Source organism: Allobosea sp. GW822-FHT03F07 (assembly GCF_058801345.1).
Genome location: NZ_JBXAND010000009.1, coordinates 51,443 through 72,756 on the forward strand (window position 1 = coordinate 51,443; position 21,314 = coordinate 72,756).

The 21,314-nt window shown below is 65.8% G+C and carries 27 protein-coding genes; 14 read left to right on the top strand and 13 right to left on the bottom strand.

Features of this window, described 5'->3' with window-relative positions; translation table 11 throughout:
- Positions 1-17: 17 nt before the first annotated feature.
- From AC1RMY_RS21435 to fliI, 3 genes are read left to right on the top strand one after another with little or no spacing between them, the layout of a single operon-like run.
- On the top strand, positions 18-1,109 hold the full coding sequence (locus AC1RMY_RS21435; RefSeq protein WP_492867979.1) for a DUF1217 domain-containing protein: 1,092 nt from the start codon (positions 18-20) through the stop codon (positions 1,107-1,109).
- 2 nt (positions 1,110-1,111) lie between these two features.
- Entirely contained in the window at positions 1,112-1,834 is a 723-nt protein-coding gene (gene flgF / locus AC1RMY_RS21440) for a flagellar basal-body rod protein FlgF (RefSeq protein ID WP_492867981.1), read from the top strand.
- 57 nt (positions 1,835-1,891) lie between these two features.
- On the top strand, positions 1,892-3,214 hold the full coding sequence (gene fliI / locus AC1RMY_RS21445; RefSeq protein WP_492867983.1) for a flagellar protein export ATPase FliI: 1,323 nt from the start codon (positions 1,892-1,894) through the stop codon (positions 3,212-3,214).
- A 219-nt stretch (positions 3,215-3,433) separates the two neighbouring features.
- On the opposite strand, the gene AC1RMY_RS21450 is transcribed toward fliI, so the two are convergent.
- From AC1RMY_RS21450 to AC1RMY_RS21510, 13 genes are all read right to left on the bottom strand, one after another.
- Positions 3,434-3,889 carry a hypothetical protein gene (locus AC1RMY_RS21450; protein WP_492867985.1) on the bottom strand — a complete coding sequence of 152 codons (456 nt, stop codon included), beginning with the start codon at positions 3,887-3,889 and terminating at the stop codon, positions 3,434-3,436.
- Positions 3,886-4,380 (bottom strand): hypothetical protein, encoded by a 495-nt coding sequence (locus AC1RMY_RS21455; RefSeq protein WP_492867986.1) that lies wholly within the window; start codon positions 4,378-4,380, stop codon positions 3,886-3,888. The genes AC1RMY_RS21450 and AC1RMY_RS21455 overlap by 4 nt, the downstream gene beginning before the upstream one ends.
- Positions 4,381-4,386: 6 nt before the next feature.
- Positions 4,387-5,028, bottom strand: coding sequence for a rod-binding protein (locus AC1RMY_RS21460; RefSeq protein ID WP_492867987.1), 642 nt, complete (start codon positions 5,026-5,028; stop codon positions 4,387-4,389).
- An 85-nt stretch (positions 5,029-5,113) separates the two neighbouring features.
- The gene (locus AC1RMY_RS21465; RefSeq protein WP_492867988.1) at positions 5,114-5,527 is read right to left on the bottom strand and encodes a hypothetical protein; all 414 of its coding nucleotides are present in this window, start codon (positions 5,525-5,527) and stop codon (positions 5,114-5,116) included.
- Between the two features lie 6 nt (positions 5,528-5,533).
- Positions 5,534-6,283: a flagellar biosynthesis protein FliR gene (fliR, locus tag AC1RMY_RS21470; RefSeq protein WP_492867990.1), complete on the bottom strand. Its 750-nt coding sequence runs from the start codon at positions 6,281-6,283 to the stop codon at positions 5,534-5,536.
- Positions 6,283-8,388 carry a flagellar biosynthesis protein FlhA gene (flhA, locus tag AC1RMY_RS21475; protein WP_492867991.1) on the bottom strand — a complete coding sequence of 702 codons (2,106 nt, stop codon included), beginning with the start codon at positions 8,386-8,388 and terminating at the stop codon, positions 6,283-6,285. The genes fliR and flhA overlap by 1 nt, the downstream gene beginning before the upstream one ends.
- Before the next feature lie 51 nt (positions 8,389-8,439).
- Positions 8,440-8,706 carry a flagellar biosynthesis protein FliQ gene (gene fliQ, locus AC1RMY_RS21480; RefSeq protein ID WP_492867993.1) on the bottom strand — a complete coding sequence of 89 codons (267 nt, stop codon included), beginning with the start codon at positions 8,704-8,706 and terminating at the stop codon, positions 8,440-8,442.
- Between the two features lie 10 nt (positions 8,707-8,716).
- A complete protein-coding gene (locus AC1RMY_RS21485; RefSeq protein WP_492867994.1) occupies positions 8,717-8,989 on the bottom strand; it encodes a flagellar hook capping FlgD N-terminal domain-containing protein in 273 nt (90 codons plus the stop codon).
- 35 nt (positions 8,990-9,024) lie between these two features.
- Entirely contained in the window at positions 9,025-9,492 is a 468-nt protein-coding gene (flbT, locus tag AC1RMY_RS21490) for a flagellar biosynthesis repressor FlbT (RefSeq protein ID WP_492867996.1), read from the bottom strand.
- Positions 9,493-9,513: 21 nt separating this feature from the next.
- On the bottom strand, positions 9,514-9,861 hold the full coding sequence (gene flaF / locus AC1RMY_RS21495) for a flagellar biosynthesis regulator FlaF (RefSeq protein ID WP_492867997.1): 348 nt from the start codon (positions 9,859-9,861) through the stop codon (positions 9,514-9,516).
- Between the two features lie 139 nt (positions 9,862-10,000).
- Positions 10,001-11,053 carry a flagellar hook-associated family protein gene (locus AC1RMY_RS21500; protein ID WP_492867998.1) on the bottom strand — a complete coding sequence of 351 codons (1,053 nt, stop codon included), beginning with the start codon at positions 11,051-11,053 and terminating at the stop codon, positions 10,001-10,003.
- A 4-nt stretch (positions 11,054-11,057) separates the two neighbouring features.
- Positions 11,058-12,539 (bottom strand): flagellar hook-associated protein FlgK, encoded by a 1,482-nt coding sequence (flgK, locus tag AC1RMY_RS21505; RefSeq protein ID WP_492867999.1) that lies wholly within the window; start codon positions 12,537-12,539, stop codon positions 11,058-11,060.
- A gap of 31 nt (positions 12,540-12,570) precedes the next feature.
- On the bottom strand, positions 12,571-13,836 hold the full coding sequence (locus AC1RMY_RS21510; RefSeq protein ID WP_492868000.1) for a flagellar hook protein FlgE: 1,266 nt from the start codon (positions 13,834-13,836) through the stop codon (positions 12,571-12,573).
- A 430-nt stretch (positions 13,837-14,266) separates the two neighbouring features.
- Between AC1RMY_RS21510 and AC1RMY_RS21515 the strand changes: the two genes are divergently transcribed.
- The 11 genes from AC1RMY_RS21515 (at position 14,267) to fliP (ending at position 21,290) form a co-directional block, all read left to right on the top strand.
- On the top strand, positions 14,267-14,956 hold the full coding sequence (locus AC1RMY_RS21515) for a response regulator transcription factor (protein ID WP_492868002.1): 690 nt from the start codon (positions 14,267-14,269) through the stop codon (positions 14,954-14,956).
- A 171-nt stretch (positions 14,957-15,127) separates the two neighbouring features.
- Positions 15,128-15,508, top strand: coding sequence for a flagellar basal body rod protein FlgB (gene flgB / locus AC1RMY_RS21520; RefSeq protein WP_492868003.1), 381 nt, complete (start codon positions 15,128-15,130; stop codon positions 15,506-15,508).
- Positions 15,509-15,563: 55 nt separating this feature from the next.
- Complete coding sequence (gene flgC / locus AC1RMY_RS21525) at positions 15,564-15,983, top strand: flagellar basal body rod protein FlgC (RefSeq protein WP_492868004.1); 420 nt, start codon at positions 15,564-15,566, stop codon at positions 15,981-15,983.
- Positions 15,983-16,294, top strand: a complete 312-nt coding sequence (fliE, locus tag AC1RMY_RS21530; protein ID WP_492868006.1) for a flagellar hook-basal body complex protein FliE — start codon at positions 15,983-15,985, stop codon at positions 16,292-16,294. The genes flgC and fliE overlap by 1 nt, the downstream gene beginning before the upstream one ends.
- A 12-nt stretch (positions 16,295-16,306) precedes the next feature.
- Entirely contained in the window at positions 16,307-17,095 is a 789-nt protein-coding gene (gene flgG / locus AC1RMY_RS21535; protein WP_492868007.1) for a flagellar basal-body rod protein FlgG, read from the top strand.
- 38 nt (positions 17,096-17,133) lie between these two features.
- Positions 17,134-17,571, top strand: coding sequence for a flagellar basal body P-ring formation chaperone FlgA (gene flgA, locus AC1RMY_RS21540; RefSeq protein ID WP_492868008.1), 438 nt, complete (start codon positions 17,134-17,136; stop codon positions 17,569-17,571).
- Complete coding sequence (flgI, locus tag AC1RMY_RS21545) at positions 17,571-18,689, top strand: flagellar basal body P-ring protein FlgI (protein WP_492868010.1); 1,119 nt, start codon at positions 17,571-17,573, stop codon at positions 18,687-18,689. Before flgA ends, flgI begins: the two co-directional genes overlap by 1 nt.
- A 111-nt stretch (positions 18,690-18,800) precedes the next feature.
- Positions 18,801-19,346, top strand: coding sequence for a MotE family protein (locus AC1RMY_RS21550; protein WP_492868011.1), 546 nt, complete (start codon positions 18,801-18,803; stop codon positions 19,344-19,346).
- Positions 19,343-20,047 carry a flagellar basal body L-ring protein FlgH gene (gene flgH / locus AC1RMY_RS21555; protein WP_492868013.1) on the top strand — a complete coding sequence of 235 codons (705 nt, stop codon included), beginning with the start codon at positions 19,343-19,345 and terminating at the stop codon, positions 20,045-20,047. Before AC1RMY_RS21550 ends, flgH begins: the two co-directional genes overlap by 4 nt.
- A complete protein-coding gene (locus AC1RMY_RS21560; RefSeq protein ID WP_492868015.1) occupies positions 20,047-20,556 on the top strand; it encodes a flagellar basal body-associated FliL family protein in 510 nt (169 codons plus the stop codon). Before flgH ends, AC1RMY_RS21560 begins: the two co-directional genes overlap by 1 nt.
- An 11-nt stretch (positions 20,557-20,567) precedes the next feature.
- On the top strand, positions 20,568-21,290 hold the full coding sequence (gene fliP, locus AC1RMY_RS21565; RefSeq protein ID WP_492868016.1) for a flagellar type III secretion system pore protein FliP: 723 nt from the start codon (positions 20,568-20,570) through the stop codon (positions 21,288-21,290).
- Positions 21,291-21,314 lie beyond the last annotated feature (24 nt).

Sequence of the window (21,314 nt, forward strand, 5' to 3'; positions counted from 1 at the left end):
TTGCCGCGGAGGCCCCGATGACCACGACAATGATCAGCTATCAGGCGGTCACGCGCAACATGACGCAATCGCTGGCGCGGACAGCCGCCAAGCCCGATGTCGCTGCCAGTGCGGCTTATTTCGAGAAGAACATCGGCAAGGTGAAGACTCTCGATGACTTCATGAAGGATGACCGGCTCTACCGCTATGCGGTCGAGGCTTTCGGCCTGGGCGAGATGGCTTATGCTAAGGCCTTCATGCGCAAGGTACTCGAGGGCGGCGTGAGCTCGTCCAACAGCTTCGCCAACAAGCTCTCGGATAAGCGCTATCGCGAATTCGCCGCAACCTTCGACTTTGCCGCTGAGCAGACGGAGACGAGTTATTTCGAGGCCAATATCGCCAAGGTGAAGACGGTCACCGCTTTCACTTCAGACAGTGCAACGCGGATGTTCGACTATGCGATCGAGGCTTTCGGGCTGGAATCGATCGCGGATACGTCGGAAGAGAAGGCGGCCATCGCCGAGGCCTTGCATATCGGCACGAAAACCCCGCTGCGCTTCGCGGACCCGGCGATCGACACGCGCTTCCGCGAGTTCCTGAAGGCCTTTGATTTTGCCGGCAAGGGCCTGAAGGCGACCAGCGATGCGGGCACGATGGAGCATGTCGTCGAGCGCCACAATAGCGTCGTCAGGACCGATCAGGCGAAGGTCACGGTCGAGAAATACACGCGCCAGAAGCTGGAACTCGACGCCGGAGCCAGCAACGAGAGCGTCCGCCTCGCGCTGTATTTCCAGCGCAAGGCGCCCGACATCTCCGATGCCTACCAGATCATGGCCGATCCCGCCTTGCTGAAGGTCGTCCAGACGGCCCTCGGCCTGCCGACGGAAATCGGTGCGATCGACATCGACAAGCAAGCCGAGATCTACACGTCGCGGATCGACTTCGAGGATTTCAAGGATCCGGTGAAGCTGCAGTCGTTCATCACGCGCTTCACCGCGCTTGCCGATGCCCAGAACGGCAGCTCGGCCGCGGCGTCGGCCGTCTCCATCCTCGTCGGACCGCCGACTGCGGCCGGCGTCAGCATGGACGTGCTGTTCAGCATTCAGAATCTGCGCCTCGGGGGCCTTTGACCATGCAGTCGTCCATCTATGTCGGCCTGTCCTCGCAGCTCGTGCTCGAGAAGCGCATGGAGACGCTGGCCCGCAACGTCGCCAACATGAATACGGCCGGCTTCCGGGCAGAGGAGGTCAAGTTCAGCACCTTCCTGTCGAAGAAGGGGCCCGATGCCGTCAGCTTCGCCTCGCCCGGCGAGACCTATATCAGCCGGGTCCAGGGCGGCCTCGACAAGACGGGCAACCCGCTAGACGTCGCCGTCGAGGGGGAGGGCTGGCTCGCCATCAACACGCCCGCCGGCACGGTCTACACCCGCGACGGGCGCATGAAGATGTCGCCGCAGGGCGAGCTGCGGACGCTGTCGGACCATGCGGTGCTGGATGCCGGCGGAGCGCCGATGCAGCTCGACCCGGAGGGCGGACCGCCAACGATCGCGAAGGACGGCATGATCTGGCAGGGCGACCAGCAGGTCGGTGCGATCGGGCTGTTCTCGATCGATCCGGCCGCCAAGCTGCAGCGCCATGAGAATTCCGGGGTGGTGCCCGACCGGCCGGCGACGCCGATCCTCGATTTCGTCGTCAATGGCGTGCGCCAGGGCTATGTCGAGGGCTCGAACGTCAATCCGATCCGCGAAATGACCAAACTGATTGCGGTGACCCGCGCTTTCGAGAGCGCCGCCAACGCGATCGACAAGGGCGAGAAGGCCGTGGACGGCGCGATTCGCTCGCTCGGCGAGAGCTGAGCCGCCGCCTTTCCGTTGCCCACCGGCCTTGCCGGATAGCCATCAGACCGGATTGCAATGAACGCGCTGACACGTCTCGAACACTCGCTCGCCGGCGGCCCCTTGCCGCATGATCTCGTCCAGGTCAGTGGCAGCGTCTCCGAGGTCACGCCGGCGGCGCTGCGCGTGCGGGGTCTGTCGCGCTTCGTGCGGCTGGGCGAGCGCATCGCGCTCTCGACGAATGGCCGGGAGGAACTCGGCGAAGCCATCCGGATCGACCGTGACGGCGTGCTGGTGAAGCCCTTCGCGACGACGGTCGGCGTGGGCCTGGGCGCGCGCGCCAGCGTCGCCGGCCCGCTGAGCCTGCGCCCGGCCCAGAGCTGGAAGGGGCGCGTAATCAATGCCTTCGGCGAGCCGATCGACGAAGGGGGGCCGCTATTCCCAGGCGAGGTCGCGATGCCGGCCGAGGGCCCGCCGCCGGAGGCGATGAAGCGGGCGCGCGTGACGCGGCCGATCCGCACCGGCGTCAAGGTGATCGACCTGTTCACGCCGCTCTGCGCCGGACAGCGCATCGGCGTTTTCGCCGGCTCGGGCGTCGGCAAGTCGAGCCTGCTCTCGATGCTGGCGCGGGCGCCGGGCTTCACGACGATCGTCATCGGCCTGGTTGGCGAGCGCGGCCGCGAAGTGCGTGAATTCCTCGACGATACGCTGGGCGCCATGCGGGCTCATGCCGTCGCGGTCGTCTCGACCAGCGACGAGAGCGCGATGATGCGCCGGCTCGCGCCGAATACCGCGATGGCGGTTGCGGAGTACTTCCGCGACCAGGGCGAGGATGTGCTGCTCATCATCGATTCCGTCACCCGCCTTGCCCATGCGGCCCGCGATGTCGCGCTGGCGGCGGGCGAGCCGGCAGTGGCGCGCGGCTATACGCCGAGCGTCTTCAGTACCTTGCCGAAGCTGCTCGAGCGGGCAGGGCCCGGGGTCGAGGGCACGGGCACGATCACGGGAATCTTCTCGGTCCTGATCGATGGCGACGACCACAACGACCCCGTCGCCGACTCGATCCGCGGCACCCTCGACGGCCATCTCGTGCTCGACCGGGCGATCGCCGACCAGGGCCGCTACCCGGCGGTCAACGTGCTCGGCTCGGTCTCGCGTCTGGCGCATCATGTCTGGACGCCCGAGCAGCGCGGCCTGGCCTCGCGGATGAAGGCGCTTGTCGCCCGCTTCGAGGACACGCGCGACCTGCGCCTGATGGGCGGCTACCAGGCGGGGGCCGACGCCGAACTCGACAAGGCGATCGTGCTGGTGCCGAAGATCTACGAGGCGCTGCATCAGGAGATGAGCGCGGCGCTGAGCCAGGACGCCTTCAAGGACCTGGCGAGCACGCTGCAAGGGTAAGCCCTATCCGTCCTGCTCGCTGTTGGGTCGTCTAAACGCAACCGTCATCCCGGCCGAAGCGTAGCGGAGCGCCGGGATCCATCGTAGAGCGCTGGAGCCTTCCGATGGATCCCGGAGCTGCGCTGCTACGCGGCTCGTCCGGGATGACGGTGTGTTTCCGAGAGATCGGTCAAATGCGAGGGAGTGCGCAGGGCGTTACTCGGCGAACCGAAGATCGGATCACCCGCGGAGCTGGTCCTTGCGGACGTAGTTGAATTCCTTGACCAGCACGTCCTTGACCAGTTCGCCGCCGAGGCGGCCGTTGACGCCGGTCTTGACGGCCTTGAGCAGGGTGTCGATGTCGACGCGTTCGAGGCGGGAGAAGTCGACCCGCGCATTCGAATAGATCGCCCGCAGGGCCTCGTCGCGGACATAAGCATGAGGCTTCACCGTCATCTGGCGCAGGGTGCGCGCGTCGGCGGTGAAGACGAACTGTGCGGCGACATAGCCCTGAACCTCGCCATTGGCGATGATCGGGACGTGCATCAGGGCCGTCTCCTCATATTCGAGGCCTTCGAAGAACGGGGCCTCCGACGCCGGTGGCGCCTCGGCCCGCCAGGTCAGGGCGAGATGGCCCGAGAGCAGGGTGACGCCGCAGATCCACACGCCGAGGACGAGGAGCCGTGCATTCGTCATGAGGCATGGGCCTTGGCGCCCTGCGCCCCGGCGAGGCGCGAGCTCGCCGAGTAGGTGCCGTCCGATTCCGCGTCGATCAGCGTGTTCGTCATGGCCGCGGCGATTTCGCGGACCGCGTCGAGATGCATGCCGATGGCGAGGCGGTTGTGCTCAAGCTTGAGGCGCAGCGTCGAAAGTCGCGCGATCAGCCTGCCGTCGCCGACCTCGTCGCGCATGGCACGCATGGCGCGGCTGGCGTCGAGCAGCAGCCGGCTCTTGATCTCGTTGAGGCGGTTGAAGTCGGCTCTGCGCAGAGCCATCAGCTCGGCGGTCTCGTGATCCAGCGCCTGTTCGAGGCGATCGAGAACCGACCACATCGCGCGCGCTGCGCCCGATGGTGCCTCCAGCTCGACAGGGTGTTCCTCGGTCATGGCGACGAGCTGGGGCACGAGGGCCGGCAGGCCGGATGGTTGTGCTTCGACGGCGTTCGAAAGGTCGTTGTGGTCGCTCATGATGGGTCAGGCCTGTCGGAAGTTGGCGCGCGTGACCCCACCGCTGGTGGCGGGGCGCGTCAGATTGAGGAAGCGCTGTTCGGCGGCGAGCGGGATGGCAAGATCGCGGGCATTGGCTCCGGCGAGCTTGCCGTCGAGAAGCTTCGTCGCCGCGGCGACCGCGCTACCGGGGGCGGCCTCCGTGCCGGCGTTGTTGCGCGCGGCGATGGCGGCTTCGACCTTCTCGCGGATGCCGAGCCCGCCTGCCTTGGCGATCTGATTGGCGATCTGCTCGGAGAGCATCGAGCGCCAGACGCCGCCCGCCGTGCCGCTACCGAAATTGTTGGCCGAAGCTTCCGGCAGCATCTGTTCGATGAAGGTCGAGATCACCTGTGCCTCGAACTGCTGCATTGTCTTGGCGCTCTTCGTCTGCGCAGCATTGGGCGCACTGCTCAACTTAGCCGGCGCAAGGCTGGCGAATTTCTCGCGCGCTCCGGCCAAGCCCGGCGCGGCCGTTGCTGGCGCCGCCTCATCGACGGCCGCTGCAAACTGGGTTCCGGCAACGCCGTTGCCCATGCGCTGGAGCCGTTCGAAGGCAACCTGCTGACGGTTCGGATCGGCGGCGCGCGCGACGTCGAGAACGATGTCCGACGGAGGGGAAATCGCCATTGGCACCTTCCATGTTCGTGGATGAAGCGGGTCGTTGAACGATCTGGAGCGAGCTTGCCCGATCAGGCTTATCCCAGCCTTGCGGTCAGAGCGCCGAGGTTTCGCTTCCGGCGGCCCGCTTGCCTTCGAGCGCATCCATGATCTCGACGAGCGCGCCGTCCTGGTCGGCGCGCAGCTTGACCTTGCGGATCTGGTCGACGAGGCGGGCGGTGCGTTTCTCGCGCCCCGTTTCGGTCAGGACGTGCCGGGCCTGTTCGGTTGCGGCGGCGTCGAGCTCGCCGATCGCGACCGCGACGCGGTGCAGACGCCTCGCCGTCATGTCGGAGAACAGCCCTCCGGTCGGACCGTCGCCGTTGAGCGAGTGCACGAGCGCGCGGGATTCGTCGCGGGCTGCGGCGGCCCTGAGCTCGATCGCCTTCTGGCGCCATTCCGCGAGCTTGCGGATGCGCGACTGGATCGCCAGCATCCGCTCGATCGATTTCAGGCGCTTGCCCTGCATGGCGGCTCAGCCCCGCGCGAGCCAGGCCGAGAAGGCTGTCATGAACAGCCTGAGCGTCTCGGGGCCTGAGAAATAGAGCAGGAACAGGCCGCCGGCGATGACGAAGGGCAGCGAGATGAAGTAGACGGGGATCTGCGGCGTCAGCTTGTTCATGATGCCGATCGCGAGATTGACCACCACGCCGTAGATCATGAAGGGGCTGCCGATGCGCAGCGCCAGGTAGAAGGTTTCCGAAGCCCGGTCGGCGATCTGGATCAGGCCGGCCTGGGCTTCGAAAGCCGTGCCCGGCGCGATGCGGGTATAGGAGCCGGCGAGCGCGCGGATGACCTCGGCATGCTGGTTGGTGACGAACATCAGCGTCACCGCCGTCATGGTGATCAGCGTGACGAAGGGGGCGGAGGCTTCCGCCTCGTCGATCGGCAGGCCCGGCAACTGGCCGAGACCGGCCGTCGTCGCCATGGCGGTCGCGATCGTCTGCAAGGCCAGGAAGAAGAGGCGTGCCATCAGCCCGATCAGGGCGCCGGTCATCGTCTCCGAGACGATGATCCGCAGCAGCGTGGCGGGGCCGGGCTCGGTGAAGGGCGCGAAGGCCGGCAGGACGAAAGGCGCCAGCGCCAGGGTGACGCCGACCGCGATGAAGAGCCTGACCCGGACCGGAACGCGCGGGCTCGAAAAACCCGGCATCAGCATCAGGCAGGCGCCGATGCGGCAGAAGATCAGGAAGGCGTGCAGCACCGTGTCGGGCGTGACCGGCATCAGGAGATGGTGCCCAGCAGGTTGACCTCGAGCCCGCGCGCGATCTCGACATGGGAGAGGACCGGCAGCGCCGGGAAGATGCGCTCGACGATCATGCGGACGTAAGGGCGCGCATCGGGGCTGGTGACGAGCACGAAATGCTGGCCCTGGTCCATGCGGGCGCGGACCGCGGTCGTCGCCTCCGCCGCGAATTCCTCGATCAGGCGCGGGTCGATGTCGAATTCGACGACCTCGCCCTTGGCGTCGCGGCGCAGGCTCTCGTGGAAGGCGAGATCCCAGCGATTGCCGAGCCTGAGCATGTTCAGCGTGCCGCCCTCGGTCAGGTCGCCGCAGATCTGCTGGGCCATGCGCATGCGGACATGTTCGGCGATCTGCTCGGCGCGGCGGACATGCGGAGCGATCTCGGCGATGACCTCGAGGATCAGGTGCAGGTTGCGGATTGAGACCCGCTCGGCCAGCAGCAGGCGCAGCACGGCCTGGAGGCTCGACAGCGACATATGGGCCGGGCAGATCTCGTCGAGGAGCTTCTTGTATTCCGGCCCCAGCCGGTCGAGCAGAGCGCGCATGTCCTTGTAGGACAGAAGCTGGCCGAGATTCTTGCGGATGGTCTCGCTGAGATGGGTGAGCAGGACCGAGAGCCGGTCGACCGGCTGCATGCCCTCGCGCTTGACCTCGTTGGCATAGCTCTCGGAGACCCACATCGCCTTGACGCCGAAGGCCGGCTCGCGGACCTCCTCGCCCGGCAGATCCGGCATGCGGCCGTCGCCGACGACGACGAGCATGCTGCCCGGGCGCATCTCGCCGGTGGCGGCTACCGTGCCGTGGATGCGGAACTCGTAGCTCTTGGGCGACAGCCGCAGGCTGTCGGTCAATTTGATCTCGGGGACGACGAAACCGTATTGCTGCGCGAACTTCTTGCGCATCTTGCTGACCCTGTGGGCCAGCTCGCTGTGCGAGTTCAGCATCTCGGCGGCGAGCTGCTTGCCGAGGCCGAGTTCGATCTCGGCGGTCTTCAGCGATTCCTTGATCGTATCCTGGGTTTCGCGGGCGGCCTCCTCGGCCTCCATCGCGCGGATCTCTTCGGCCGCCGCGGCGCGCTCGGCCAGGCGCTTGGGAATGGTGTAGCCGACGAAGGCCATCATGCCGCCGAGCATGGCGAAGGGCAGGAGCGGCAGCCCGGGCATCAGCGCAAGCAGGAACATCAGGCCGGCGGCGACGAAGAGCGCGCGCGGATAGTGCCCGAGCTGGCCGAGTATGGCCTGCTCAGCCGTGCCCCGCGTGCCGCCCTTCGAGACGAGCAGGCCGGCGGCGAGCGAGACGATCAGGGCCGGGATCTGGGTGACGAGGCCGTCGCCGACCGCGAGCTTGACGAAGACGTCGGCCGACTGTCCCAGCGACAGGCCATGGCGGGTCACGCCGATGATGATGCCGCCGAGGATGTTGACGGCGGTGATGATCAGACCGGCGATCGCGTCGCCGCGCACGAATTTCGAGGCGCCGTCCATGGCGCCGAAGAAGGAACTCTCCTCCTCCAGCTCGTGGCGCCGGCGCTGAGCCTCGGGTGCGTCGATCAGCCCGGCCGAGAGATCGGCGTCGATCGCCATCTGCTTGCCGGGAATGGCGTCGAGCGTGAAGCGGGCGCCGACTTCGGCGATGCGGGTCGCGCCCTTGGTGATCACGATGAAGTTCACCGTGACGAGGATGATGAAGACGATCAGGCCGATGACGAAATCGCCCGCGATGACCAGCCTAGCGAAGCCGTCGATGATGTAGCCCGCCGCATGCGAGCCCTCATTGCCATGCGAGAGGATGACGCGCGTCGTGGCGATGTTGAGCGAGAGCCGCAGCATCGTCACGACGAGCAGGACCGTCGGGAAGGACGAGAATTCGAGCGGCTTGTTGATCCACAGCGCGACCATCAGGATCAGCACGGACAGTGCGATCGAGAGCGCCAGGCCGAGATCGATCAGGAAGGCCGGGATCGGCAGGAACAGGATCGAGAGGATGGCGACGATGCCGATCGCGAAGCCGATGTCGCGACGGCTCGCCGGTGGCGTGCCGGCGTTGGGTGCGACCTTGCCGGTAATCAGGTTCTGCGTCGCCATGCCGGGCCTGTGTCCTGTCGTCGGAAAATGCGGTCGGGGCGGGATGCGGCTCTAGAAGCCGCGCTCGATCCGCCCGTAGACGCGCTCGGTGAAGGCGAAGATCTGCGCGCCGGTGAAGGTGCCGGTGGTCGCCATCACGATCAGGATAACGACGATCTTCGGCACGAAGGTCAGCGTCGCCTCCTGGATCTGCGTGAGGGCTTGCATCAGGGCGATCGCGATGCCGATCGCCATGGCGGCGGCCACCGCCGGCCCGGCGCCCAGCACGATCGCCCAGACGGCGTCGCGCATCATGTCGAGAGCATCGGCCTCGTTCATGGCCCGATGCTCACGCTTCGGTCGTCGTGGGCTTCAGCGCGGCGATGCCGGCGATGATCTGGTCCAGCTTGGCATTGGCCTTCGCCGACTGCTCGACCTGGGACAGGGCGGCGAACTGCTGGACATACTGGGCCGGGTCCGTCGGATTGGTCGGATCCTGGTTCTTCGCCTGCGCGATCAGGAGCTGCAGGAAGGTGTTGTAGTCGCCCATCGCGCTGGTGGTGGAGCTGGTGGTCGATGTGCTGGTGCTCGTCGATGTGCTCGCAATGCTGCTGACGTCCATGATCGCCTCTCGAATGTTGGAAACAGCGCGCCGCATCAAGCGACGTGCGCGTCGAGCCTCGTTGCGACGATCGCGATCTTCTTCGGCATCGTCTTCTCGAGAATAGGCTCCCGAGCCTGCCCGGGGCTTGCGAGGATGGCGGCCTCGGCCGGGTAGAGCGCGCGCAACTGCTTGAGCGCCTCGAAGTAGCGTTCCTCGGCGATCAACTTGTCGATGTGCTGGAGGCCGAGGAGCACGGTGGCGTCCTCGAAGATGCAGGCGGTGGTCATCAGCATACGGTCAAAGAGCAGCCGGGCGGTGCCGGCGTTCCGCGGTTCGATCAGCATGGTCTGGACGACGAAGTAGAGCTGGCGCAGCGGTGTCGTCGTCTCGTCGGGCTGGATGACATGGGTCTCCAGCAGGAAGGTCGCATCGTTCATCAGCTCGAGGCTGACCTTGCGATCGAATTTGAGGATCGCCCCGTTGATGTAGATCTTTTCGTTGGCGCGCAGGGAAAGGTTCATCGTCGTTCTCGTCCTTCCTGATCAGGCCAGGCTGTCGCGGATCATCTTGTTGACGTCGATGACCGTTTCGAAGTCGTCGGACTGGCCGAGGCGAAGCGCCTCGCCCTGGCGCAGCGCGAACATCCCGATCGAGATCAGCGAGGCCCGCAGCGCCTCCGGCAAGGCGTTCTCGGCGCTGGCGAGGTCTTCGATCAGCAGGGTCCAGAGCCGGCGAAGGAAAGTCACCGCCTCGATCGTCTCAGGCGAGGCGGAGCCGGTCGGCCGGGCTTCCTCGAGCAGGACGACGGCGCGGTCGAGCGCACGCCATTCATTGGCGCGCGCCTGGGCGAAGTTGTCCTCGGCCACGGCCGCATAGGAGCTGTGATACATGAAGCGTCTCCGGACTGGTTGGAACGGGATGTCGTCGAAGCGGGCGCGCGCCTGTCCGATCGCTCGGCCAGGCGGCCGGGCGGCGGTTCGATGCGGCTCTATGAGGGGCCCCGGCGGCGGTCGCGGCCGGGGATCGTGGTCAACGCATGTACTGCAGGATATTCAGCTGCTGGATCCTGACGGTGAGCGCATAGGCGGTGTCGAGCTGCGTCGTGAGATCGGTGACGCGCACATTCGCCTCGTAGGGGTCGACATTCTCGAAGGCCTGGATCTGCTTGACCATGATGTCGCGCTGGATCGTCAGCCGATCGCTCGAGACCTTAACGCGTTCCTCGATGGCGCCGAGCTGCGCCTGCGTGGCGGTCAGGCCGAGGATCGCCTTGTTGATGCTGTCGATGCTGGCATCGACGACCGCGCGGAAGGCGTTGGTGTTGAGGTTTTCGACACCGAGGTCGTAGGCCATCGTATAGGCCATCGCCAGGTCGCGCGTCGCCTGCGTGTTGGCGTTGGTCGAGACCTCGACGACCTCGCTGAGCGAGATGCGGCTGGTCATGTTCTGGTCGAGCGCCGAGGACCAGTTCGCGCCCCAGGCGGGATCGGCGAACTCAGTCGGCAGCACCGTCTGCAGGAAGGTCGTCATGTCCGCCTGCGTGATGTTGGCGGCGGCAGGAGCATCCTGTGCGAAGCCGAAATGGCCGAGGAAGGCTGCGTCGATCGCGGCCTTGTTGGTCGCGGTCGGCGTGGCGAAATAGTCTGTCACCGGACGCTGCTGCGTGTTGATGCCGGCAAAGATGAACTGCCCGCTGGTCGAGGCGTTGAGCGAGGCGGTCATCGCCTGGAGATTGTTCTTGCCTTCCGATTTCAGGACGTCCGCGCCCTTGTCGCCGTCGCGGACGCTGATCAGGGTGGCCAGGAACTTCTCCGCCGTCTCGCGCATGCCATCGAGCGCCTTCTGCGTGACCTCGAGGCGCGAGGAAACCAGCGCATTGGTGTCGACGATGCCGTTCAGGCGGTTGTACTGGTCGCGCAGGCCGATCGTCTTGCCGGTGCTGCCGCCGAGCGTGAGGCCGATATCGGCGTAGCGGCCGGAGGCGGATTCCTTGGTCGCGTCGGCCAGGCTGTCGCGGGCTTTCGCCACGGCGTTCCGCAGCGTGCCCGACAGTGAATAGTTGGAAATGAAGCTCGTCTTCATCGTCTTACCTCACAGCGTCGAGCAGTGCCGCCAGCATCCGGTCGATGGTGGTGATCAGGGTCGAGGAGGCGTTGAAGGAGCGTTCCAGCTCCATCATCAGCGTCATCTCCTCGTTGATGTCGACGCCGGTCACGTTGGACAGCGCGGCCGTCGTCCGCTGCAGCAGCGCGGTCTCGTAGCCGAGCGTCTGCGTCGAGCTCTGGCGCCTGGCCTCGATCCAGCCGACGGAGGAGCCGGCGAAGCCGACGAGCGTGTCGGTCGGATCCGCGCCGGTGACCGGATCGAAATTCCGGCCGGTACCCAGCTCGGTCAGCAGGCCCTGGATGCGGTCGGGGAAGCCTGCCGCGCCGGAGGTGTTGTAGTTGTAATTGGGATCGAGCGGATCGGAGATGCCGCCGTCGCGCAGGAGATCGAGGTCGCCGCCCTGCGAGGGGTCGGCATTGGCGTTGACGCGGATCGTGCTGGCGAGGCCTGCGACCATCACGCCGGTTGCCGGAATCGTGGCGGGGCCGGGCGCCGGGCCATAGGTGAACAGGCCGGCCTGGTCGGGCCCGACGCCGGCCTGGTCGCTCTCGGCGAAGACCTCGATCAGGCCGCGCGCGATCTCGTCGAGCTGACTCTGATAGGTGACGGTGATCTCGTCGCGGACGATGGCGGAGCCGTAGATCTGGCCGGATTTGAGGGGCATGATCGCGCCAGGACCAGTGACCGGCACGCCGTCGACATAGACGGCGTTGCCGGAGGTGCCCGCGCCCAGTGCGAAGCTCGGCGCCAGCGAGACCGTGCGCGGCACGGTCTCGAACAGGGTCACGCCGCCATCGGTGTAGATGACCATGTCGTTGTTCGGCCTGGTCGCCACGCTGATACCCATCTCCTCGGAGAGCTGGGAGAGAATGCGGTCGCGCGTGTCGAGCTGGTCGGTTATGTCGGCACCGGACTGGCTGCCCTTGACGATGGCCTTGTTGGCGGCCTCGAACTCGGCGAGCAGACCGTTCACCCGCTCGACGCCGAGGCGCATGTCGGCATCTGCCTGCTGGCGCACGGTGCGGACGGTCTCGCTCGCCTCGTTCAGCGTGCGCGCCAGTTCGGTCGCCTTGGTCAGCACGTTCTGGGCGAGCAGCGGGTCGTCCGGCGTCACGCCATATTGCTGCAGCGCGTTGGTCAGATCGCCGAGCTTGGCCGCCAGAGACTGGTCGAGCTCGGGGTCGTTGACCGTAGCCTCGAGCTGGTCGAGCGCATCGACGATCGCCTGCTGGCCCGAGGTCGTGGCGGTCGAGCCGAGCTTTGCGGCGAACAGGACCGAATCCATCGCCCGGCTGATCGAGGCGACCTTCACCGCGCCGCCATAGGTGGTGATCACCGTGCCGGACTTGCGGTTGTAGTTGGGGTCGTCGGCGCCGGCGACGTTGCGCGAGAGAACGGAAGTCTGCGTCGAGGTCGCCGTCAATGAGGACTGCGCCACGTTCAGGGCTGATGAAAGGCTCATGGGTTCGTCCCCGTCTCTCTCGCGCCCTGGCTCAGCGCTTCAAGTTGACCAGGACGTCGAGGATTTCCGACCCGGTCTGGAAGACCTTCGAGTTCGCCGTGTAGCTGCGCTGGGACTCGATCATCGCGGTCAGCTCGGTGGCGAGATCGACGTTCGACTGCTCCAGCGCCCCGGCCCGGATCGAGCCGAAGCTGCCGGTCTCGGGGAAGCCGACGATGACGTCGCCGGACTTGTTGTTGACCGAGTAGACATTGCCGGATTGCGGCGTCAGCTGGTCGGGGCTCGGCACGGTCGCAAGCGGGACCTTGTAGGTGGCGCGGCGCGCGCCGTTCTCGAACACGGCATAGACAGTGCCGTCGTCGGCGATCTCGACGGTCTCGACAGCGCTCGGCGCATTGCCGTCGACGGCCAGTTCGAGCGCGGTCTCGCCGGTCGCGACCTGCGAGACCTGGCTGAAATCGATGGTCGCGGTCGCGCCGCCGGGGATCGCCACCGTGAAGTTCGCAGGCGCGGTGGTGAGCTGGCCGGTGGGCCCGAAAGCCAGTGCGACGGTCGCCAAAGCCGGCGAGCCCGCGGCGCCATAGGGGAAGCCGCCCGCCGTGGCGGTCGACTGGTCGAAGACCACTGCCTGCCAGGTATCGGGGGCAGTACCGGTCTTCGCCATGTAGACGTCGAGCATCTTCTTGTTGCCGAGATTGTCGTAGCTGACGATCGAAGCCTTGCTGGAGTAAGTGCTGCCGGCGACGTTGTCGGAGGGCAGCGTGCCCGCGGCGATGACCGTCGAATTGGAATCGAGCACGCCCTTGAACGATCCGGAGACCGTCGGGTTGGCCTCGTAGGAGACATTGGCGAGGTTGATGCGCTCGAGCCCGTCGAGGCTGTTGGCGACGACGGTCGGCTCGCCGTTCTGGATCGGGTAGCCCATCAGGTAGAAACCAGCCGAATTGACCAGTTCCTGGCTGCCGTTCTTCACGAAGGCGCCGGCACGGGTCATGTAGGGCGTGCCGCCGGCGTCGCTGACGACGAAGAAACCGTTGCCGCGGATGGCGAGGTCGGTTGTCGAGGTCGAGCCCATGATCAGGCCCTCGTCGGAGATCGCGTAGCGCGTCGTGGTCTCGACGCCGCCGGAATTGTATTCGCTGTGATTGCCTTCGGAGATCAGCGACGAGAATTCGGTCGAGGCGCGCTTGTAACCGACCGTATTGACGTTGGCGATGTTGTCGCTGACTGCGCCCAGCTTGCTGCCCTGGGCTGCCATGCCCGAGACGCCGGTCCGCATGATACCAAAAATGCTCATCTGCCAATCTCCAAGCGAAGCTTTCGATTGGCATTCGACATTGATTTGCTTGCGTGAAGCTGTCGGAATACAGCGCGTAAACGTTTAGTAAAATCCACATCTTGGCGAATGCGATTTCAGGTGCCGTTTCACTCATTATACTATAGGGGCCGGAATCGGTTCACCCGATCTCTCGCAAAAGCATCTCGTCCGTGCTCTCGCCGACCTCCTGTGCGGTGCGACGGTCTCCTAAAAATGCAGTCCGTTTCCGGCTAATTTTATATGGTAAATGAAAGATATACGTATTCAAATAAATCCGTATAACGGTCTTTAATCGAGGTTTCCGCAGTGTTTCAACTCATGTCGCGTTGCAATAATCCAGCGTTGACCCTGACGAAAACGTTCCATAGCGTTACTCTGCTTCCAACTCGTCCGAGGCGGAGCAATTCCGATGCTGGGGGGTTCTATGTATATCGTGATCGACGATCGTGCCTTGGTGACAGAGGGCTATCAGTCCCTGTTTACTGGCGAAGGCGTTCCCGCCATCGGTTTTACTCCGTCACGTTTCCAGGAGTGGGTCGAGGATACGCCGGCCGACCACCTCAAGACAGTCGAAGCTTTTCTGATCGGCGACTGTGCCGAGCGCTCGACTTTCCCGACGATGATCCGCCGCCGCTCGCAGGCGCCGGTGATCGCGATGAACGAGGCCAGCTCGCTCGAGAAGACGCTCGAGCTGTTCGCTGCCGGCGTCGACGACGTGGTCCGCAAGCCCGTCCATGTCCGCGAAATTCTGGCCCGCGTGAACGCCATGCAACGCCGCTCCGAGAAGCGCCGTTCAAGCGATGACGAGGTCACGGTCGGCGAGATCAAGGTCCATTTCGATGGCAGCGACCCCGAGGTCGCCGGCGAGCTGATGGCGCTGCCGCGCCGCGAACGCCGCATCCTCGAATTCATGATGCGCAACCGCGGCCGCTGGGTGACGAAGACACAGGTCTTCAACGCGGTTTACGGCCTGTTCGACGCCGAAGTCGATGAAGCCGTGGTCGAGAGCCATGTCAGCAAGCTGCGCAAGAAGCTGCGCGCCAAGCTGGGCTATGACCCGATCGATTCCAAGCGCTACCTCGGCTACACGATCTCCTGACGCTCCGGTCCCGGCGACAACGCCGGGAGCGCCGCGCCGCCGGTAACGCCGGCTGCTTGCGTTTCGGCAGCGCAGGCATTTCGCTAAAAGATCATTACGACAATCGCCGACGACAGCTTCACGCAAGTCAATCCTCCTAGTGTTGCATTGCAACGACCACGGAGGCTTCAAGTGGAGCCAGTACATCTCTTCGATCTAGCCGCCAAGCAGTCGCATTGGCTTGCCGTTCGCCAGAACGCCGTCTCGCAGAACATCGCAAATGCCAATACGCCGCGCTATACGGCCGTCGATGTCGAGCCCTTCGAGGCCATCGTCCGCAAGACGACCCTCTCGGTCGCTGCGACCGCGCCGAACCACATCACCTCGACACCCGCCGAGGCGCTGACGGCCCGGCCACGCAAATCCGACAGCTGGTCCACTGTTCATTCCGGCAATTCGGTCAGCCTGGAGCAGGAAATGCTCAAGGCTGGCGACATCAGCCGCAACTACGCCTTCACGACCAACATCGTGAAAAGCTTCCACCGCATGATGATGACGGCGATCAAGGGCTGACCAGCCCCGCGCAAGTCTTCGTACGTCTAAATCTTGCCAGAGGTGAGTATAGGCCATGATCGACCCACTTGATGCTTCGCTCAGGATCGCAGGCGCCGGACTTCAGGCGCAGTCGACGCGCGTGCGCGTCGTCTCCGAGAACCTGGCCAACGCCCAGGCCACGGGCACGACGCGGGGCGCCGATCCCTATCGCCGCAAGACGGTGACCTTCGAGAACACGATGAACCGGGCGCTGGGCGCCTCGCTCGTCAAGATCAAGGGCGTCGGCGTCGACAAGGCGCCGTTCCGCGTCGAGTTCGAGCCGAGCCATCCGGCCGCCGACGAGAAGGGCTACGTCAAGATGCCGAACGTCTCGATGCTGCTGGAAATGGCCGACATGCGCGAGGCCAACCGCTCCTACGAGGCCAACCTGCAGATGATCAAGCAGGCGCGCTCGATGCAATCCATGACCATCGATCTTTTGAGGAACGGCTGATGCTCAACGCGATTTCCGCTCTCGCCCCCGTCGCCGGCCAGGTCGCCAAGGGGCTGCAGGGTCTCGGCAATGCAACTGCCTCGGCCAATCCGGGTGCCGATTTCGGCTCCGTCTTCGCCGGTGTCGCCCAACAGTTCGTCGACAATCTCGCCCAGGGCGAGGCCCAGGCCGTCGCCGGCGTGCAGGGCAAGGCGGCCGTGCAGGACGTGGTCCAGGCCGTGATGTCGGCCGAGCAGTCGCTGCAGCTGGCGATGGCGATGCGCGACAAGGTCGTCGCCGCCTATCAGCAGTTCGTGCAGATGCAGGTCTGAGGAAAGCTTCCGATGAAAGTCCTCGCCATCGCCTCGACCGGCATGAGTGCGCAGCAGCTCAATGTCGAAACCATCGCCAACAACATCGCCAACATCAACACGACGTCGTTCAAGCGGGCGCGGCCGGAGTTCACGGACCTGCTCTATCAGACCGAGCGCTCGCGCGGCGTACCCAATCGCGGCGGCGACGGCTCGATCCCGGAAGGCGCTTCCCTCGGCCTCGGCGTGCGCGCTGCCGCGATCCGCAACCTGCACATCCAGGGCGCGATGACCCAGACCGGCAACCGGCTCGATCTCGCCATCGACGGGCGTGGTTGGTTCAAGATCACGGCCCCCGAAGGCGAGACGCTCTATGCCCGCGCCGGCACCTTCAACACCAATGCCGATGGCGACATCGTCACCGCCGACGGCTACCTGCTCGATCCGGTGATCCGGGTGCCGGCGGATGCGGTCGACGTCACCGTCAACGAATCCGGCCTGGTCCTGGCCAAGATCCCGGGAGAGGTGCAGCCGCGTCAACTCGGCCAGATGAGCCTGGCGAATTTCGCCAACGACGCCGGGCTCGAGCCACTCGGCGGCAACCTCTATCGCGAGACCGTGGCCTCAGGCCAGCCGCGCGACGGCAATCCGACCGCGATCGGCTTCGGCAAGCTGCGGCAGGGCTATCTCGAGGCGTCGAACGTCGATCCCGTCAAGGAGATCACGGCGCTGATCGCGGCGCAGCGTGCCTATGAGATGAACGCCAAGGTCATCACCGCCGCCGACCAGATGGCCGGCACCGTCTCCAACGGCATCCGCTGAGGAACTTGCGCATGGCCCTTCCGCCGGTTCGCTTTTCGTTGCTCGCCGCCTGGCTCGGGCTTTGCGCGTTTGGCCCGGCGCAGGCCGCGCCAGAGGCCCTCATGCTGCCGGTGCCGGCGGTGACGCTCTACCCGGGAGACGTCATCAGCGACGCCCACCTGGTCGACCGCGCCTTTCGGTCGGCCGCGCGGGTGTCGATCGACAATCGCCTCGCGATCGTCGGCAAGGTGGCGCGACGGACCCTGTTGCCGGGCCAGCCGATCCCGCTGAACGCGGTCGACGACGCCAAGGTCGTGCGGCGCGGCGTGCCGACTCAGGTCGTCTTTCGCGAAAACGATCTCGTCATCACCGGCATCGTCGAGCCGATGGCGTCGGCGTCCGTCAACGAAATGGTCAAGGCGCGCAACCCCGATACCGGGCTCATGGTCGTCGGCGTTGTCCAGGCGGACGGCACGATCCGCGTCGGGAGCCAATGATGGCGTTCACATCGCGACTGCTCGTCTTCGCCTGTGCCCTGGCGATGGCGCTTCAATGCGCGCTGCCGGCGCAGGCCTCGGTGCGGATCAAGGATATCGCTGGCCTGCAGGGCGTGCGCGACAACCAGCTCGTCGGCTATGGCCTCGTCATCGGCCTGCAGGGCACGGGCGACAGCATCCGCAACTCCCCCTTCACCGGCCAGGCGCTGCAGTCGATGCTCGACAGGCTCGGCGTCAACGTCCGCAATTCGGCGCTGCGCACCCGCAATGTCGCGGCGGTGATCGTGACGGCGGACCTGCCGCCTTTCGCCGGGCGCGGCAGCCGCATCGATGTCAGCGTCGCCTCGATGGGCGATGCGACTTCGCTGCTCGGCGGAACGCTGGTCGTGACCTCGCTGCTCGCAGCGGACGGGCAGACCTACGCTCTGGCGCAGGGGCGCCTCAACGTCTCGGGCTTCTCGGCCCAGGGCGAGGCGGAGCGGCTAACGCAGGGCGTCGCCACGGCGGCACGCATTCCGGGCGGCGCACTGGTCGAGCGCCAGATCGCCGATCAACTTTCGACGCTGCATGTGCTCTCGCTCGAGCTGCGCAATCCGGATTTCGTCACGGCCGAACGCGTCGCCGGAGCGATCAATGCCTTCACCCGCGAGCGCTACAAGTCGACGGTCGCCTTCGCGCTCGACCATCGCACCATCAGCCTGACGCGGCCGGCGAACATGTCGACCGCACGTTTCATCGCCGAGATCGAGCGATTGACGCTGGAACCGGATTCGCCGGCCAGGGTCGTGGTCGACGAGCGCACCGGCACGGTCGTGATCGGTCGCGACGTCAAGATCTCCACCGTGGCCGTGACGCATGGCAATCTGACGGTCCGTGTCACCGAGTCGCCGATGGTCTCGCAGCCGGAGCCCTTCGCACGAGGGCAGACGACGGAAATCCCGCGCACCACGATCGAGGCGCAGCAGGGCAATGGACGGCTCGCCATCATCAACGGCGCCAACCTGCATACGCTGGTGCGCGGCCTCAACCAGATCGGGCTGAAGCCGGCGGGGATCATCGCGATCCTGCAGGCGATCAAGACGGCCGGGGCGCTGCAGGCGGACCTGGTGGTGCAGTAGCAGGCTCCTCGTGACGAAGGCCGGGAAGCTGGAAGCTGCCCGGCCGCGTCAGCCCCGCGAAAGCATCGCCAAGTAGAAGACCTAGAGATCACTCAGGCGAGTCTTGGAAGAATGCAGCCGAAGAGCACTCTTGTCCTGTCGTTGCTGCCGGCCACGCTGCTGACGCTCGGCGTCGGCCAGGCCGGGGCGCAGACGCAGACACCGAAGACGGTACCGGCCACAGCGGCGGCCTCAACCTCGGATGCGGCAAATTTCTGTGCGGCGCTCCGCGATCCGGCGGCGGAGGCTCGCTTCGCCTGGCAGGCGAACACGCTGAAGGGGCTCGAAGCAAAGCTCGCCGATACGCTCAAGAAGCTGGAGGAGCGCAAGGTCGAGCTCCAGCTGCTGACCGACCAGCGCGCCGCCGAGGTCAAGCAGGCCGAGGCGCGCATGACCGAGATCTTCTCGCGGATGCGCCCCGACGCCGCCGCCCTGCAGCTTGCCGCCATGGACCAGACGTTCGCCGTCGCGGTGCTCGGCAAGCTGCCGCCACGGGCCGCCAGCGCCGTCCTCAACGAGATGGAAGCCTCGCGCGCCGCCCAACTCGCGGAGGCGATGGGCGGCCGGCGGCCCCAAGCGAACAACAGAATGCCCACAACCGGAGTCCAGACCCGATGAAGGCCATCATCCTCGCAGCCTGTGCCGTCACCCTCGCCGGTTGCGGCATGGATATGTCGGAACTCAATCGCGAGCCGCAGCTCTCGCGCGTCGGCAGCGGCCTCGTGAAGCAGCGCGACGCGATCCCGCTGGGCACTCCGCCCGGCCGTGGCGTCGATGTCGCCTTCAACTCGATCTATACGCGCCAGAGCGAGGACCTCTTCCGCGATACCCGCGCGATGCGGACCGGTGACGTCGTCACGGTCAAGATCTCGATCAACGACAAGGCCAAGCTCGACAACAAGTCGGATCGTTCGCGCAATTCCGCGGCGAAGTTCGGGCTCGACTTCCTCGCGAATTTCAACGGCGCCTCTGGCGACGCTTCGGCGAGCGCGAGTGCGACTTCGGATTCCTCGTCACGCGGCCGGGGTCTGACCGATCGTTCGGAAGAGGTCGAGTTGTCGGTCGCCGCCGTCGTCACCGAGATCCTGCCCAACGGCAACCTCGTCATCAACGGCTCGCAGGAGGTGCGCGTGAACTACGACATGCGCGTACTCAACGTGACCGGCATCGTGCGGCCGCGGGACATCACCGGCAACAATACGGTGTCCTACGACAAGATCGCAGAGGCGCGGATCGCTTATGGCGGTCGGGGCCGCGGCATGGAAGTGCAGCAGCCGGCCTGGGGCCAGCAGATCTACGACAAGGTTACCCCCTTCTGATGGCGGCGCCTCTGAAATTGCCGGGCGCGCGCAAGCGTCGCGGCGCCTCGCGAAAGGCGCTGCTGGCCGCCGCTCCCGTCGTGATCCTGACCGCGCTGGCGGCAGGGGCGGGCACGCTCTGGGGCTTGCGCGTCATCGGCACGGTCGAAAGCACGGTGATGAAGCGGATGGAAGCCGCGACGCCGGACCTCGCCGTCAACGCGCAGATGACCGGGACGCTGGTGCTGAAGAAGCTCTCGCCGATCGTGACCAATCTTGCCGCGCCGGCCAATACCTGGGTGCGGCTCGAGGCGGCGCTGCTGCTGGAGCAGAAGGCCGCGGCGACGGCCGACCCTCTGGTCGGCGCGATCACCGAGGACATCCTCGGCTTCCTGCGCAGCGTCACGGCGCGCCAGATGGAAGGGGCGGCCGGCCTGCGCAACCTGCGCGAGGACCTTTTGGAACGCGTCGCGATCCGCTCGAAGGGCCTCGTGCGCGACATCGTCATCGAAACCCTGGTCGTGCAGTGATCAAGCTCCCTTTGACGCTTCTCATCCTGCTGGCTGGCGTCGTCGGCGCGCAGGCCCAGTCGCTCGGCCTGGACGGCCTGCTGCCGCCCGGCGGGGCCTCGGCGTCGGGGCGCATCGTCCAGATCGTCGCGATGCTCACCGTGCTCTCGGTGGCGCCCGGCCTGCTGATGATGGTGACCAGTTTCAGCCGCTTCGTGATCGCGCTGTCCTTCCTGCGCTCGGGGCTCGGCCTGCAGAGCACGCCGGCCAATCTGATCCTGATCAGCCTGGCGCTGTTCATGACCTTCTTCGTGATGGCCCCGACCTTCGACAAGGCCTGGCAGGACGGCGTGCTGCCGCTGGTCGAGAGCCGGATCAGCGAGGGCGAGGCCTATACCAGGATCACCGCGCCGTTCCGCGACTTCATGCTGGCGCAGACGCGGCCGCAGGACCTGCGCCTCTTTGCCGACATCGCGCCTCAGAGCATCCGCCCGGTCGACCCGGCGCAGGCGGTGGATCTGCGGGTGCTGATCCCGTCCTTCATGATCTCGGAGCTCAGGCGGGCCTTCGAGATCGGCTTTCTGATCGCGCTGCCCTTCCTGGTCATCGACATGATCGTGGCGACGATCGTGATGTCGATGGGCATGATGATGCTGCCGCCAACGGTGATCTCGCTGCCGTTCAAGGTGATCTTCTTCGTCCTGATCGACGGCTGGAACCTGCTGATCGGCGGGCTGGTCAGATCGTTCAGTTAGCGACGCTGGGTTTCTCCCCCCATC

Coding starts and splice junctions, on each gene's coding strand:
- AC1RMY_RS21435 (WP_492867979.1), top strand. CDS start 18: ATGACCACGACAATGATCAGCTATCAGGCGGTCACGCGCAACATGACG.
- flgF (WP_492867981.1), top strand. CDS start 1,112: ATGCAGTCGTCCATCTATGTCGGCCTGTCCTCGCAGCTCGTGCTCGAG.
- fliI (WP_492867983.1), top strand. CDS start 1,892: ATGAACGCGCTGACACGTCTCGAACACTCGCTCGCCGGCGGCCCCTTG.
- AC1RMY_RS21450 (WP_492867985.1), bottom strand. CDS start 3,889: ATGACGAATGCACGGCTCCTCGTCCTCGGCGTGTGGATCTGCGGCGTC.
- AC1RMY_RS21455 (WP_492867986.1), bottom strand. CDS start 4,380: ATGAGCGACCACAACGACCTTTCGAACGCCGTCGAAGCACAACCATCC.
- AC1RMY_RS21460 (WP_492867987.1), bottom strand. CDS start 5,028: ATGGCGATTTCCCCTCCGTCGGACATCGTTCTCGACGTCGCGCGCGCC.
- AC1RMY_RS21465 (WP_492867988.1), bottom strand. CDS start 5,527: ATGCAGGGCAAGCGCCTGAAATCGATCGAGCGGATGCTGGCGATCCAG.
- fliR (WP_492867990.1), bottom strand. CDS start 6,283: ATGCCGGTCACGCCCGACACGGTGCTGCACGCCTTCCTGATCTTCTGC.
- flhA (WP_492867991.1), bottom strand. CDS start 8,388: ATGGCGACGCAGAACCTGATTACCGGCAAGGTCGCACCCAACGCCGGC.
- fliQ (WP_492867993.1), bottom strand. CDS start 8,706: ATGAACGAGGCCGATGCTCTCGACATGATGCGCGACGCCGTCTGGGCG.
- AC1RMY_RS21485 (WP_492867994.1), bottom strand. CDS start 8,989: ATGGACGTCAGCAGCATTGCGAGCACATCGACGAGCACCAGCACATCG.
- flbT (WP_492867996.1), bottom strand. CDS start 9,492: ATGAACCTTTCCCTGCGCGCCAACGAAAAGATCTACATCAACGGGGCG.
- flaF (WP_492867997.1), bottom strand. CDS start 9,861: ATGTATCACAGCTCCTATGCGGCCGTGGCCGAGGACAACTTCGCCCAG.
- AC1RMY_RS21500 (WP_492867998.1), bottom strand. CDS start 11,053: ATGAAGACGAGCTTCATTTCCAACTATTCACTGTCGGGCACGCTGCGG.
- flgK (WP_492867999.1), bottom strand. CDS start 12,539: ATGAGCCTTTCATCAGCCCTGAACGTGGCGCAGTCCTCATTGACGGCG.
- AC1RMY_RS21510 (WP_492868000.1), bottom strand. CDS start 13,836: ATGAGCATTTTTGGTATCATGCGGACCGGCGTCTCGGGCATGGCAGCC.
- AC1RMY_RS21515 (WP_492868002.1), top strand. CDS start 14,267: ATGCTGGGGGGTTCTATGTATATCGTGATCGACGATCGTGCCTTGGTG.
- flgC (WP_492868004.1), top strand. CDS start 15,564: ATGATCGACCCACTTGATGCTTCGCTCAGGATCGCAGGCGCCGGACTT.
- fliE (WP_492868006.1), top strand. CDS start 15,983: ATGCTCAACGCGATTTCCGCTCTCGCCCCCGTCGCCGGCCAGGTCGCC.
- flgG (WP_492868007.1), top strand. CDS start 16,307: ATGAAAGTCCTCGCCATCGCCTCGACCGGCATGAGTGCGCAGCAGCTC.
- flgI (WP_492868010.1), top strand. CDS start 17,571: ATGGCGTTCACATCGCGACTGCTCGTCTTCGCCTGTGCCCTGGCGATG.
- AC1RMY_RS21550 (WP_492868011.1), top strand. CDS start 18,801: ATGCAGCCGAAGAGCACTCTTGTCCTGTCGTTGCTGCCGGCCACGCTG.
- flgH (WP_492868013.1), top strand. CDS start 19,343: ATGAAGGCCATCATCCTCGCAGCCTGTGCCGTCACCCTCGCCGGTTGC.
- AC1RMY_RS21560 (WP_492868015.1), top strand. CDS start 20,047: ATGGCGGCGCCTCTGAAATTGCCGGGCGCGCGCAAGCGTCGCGGCGCC.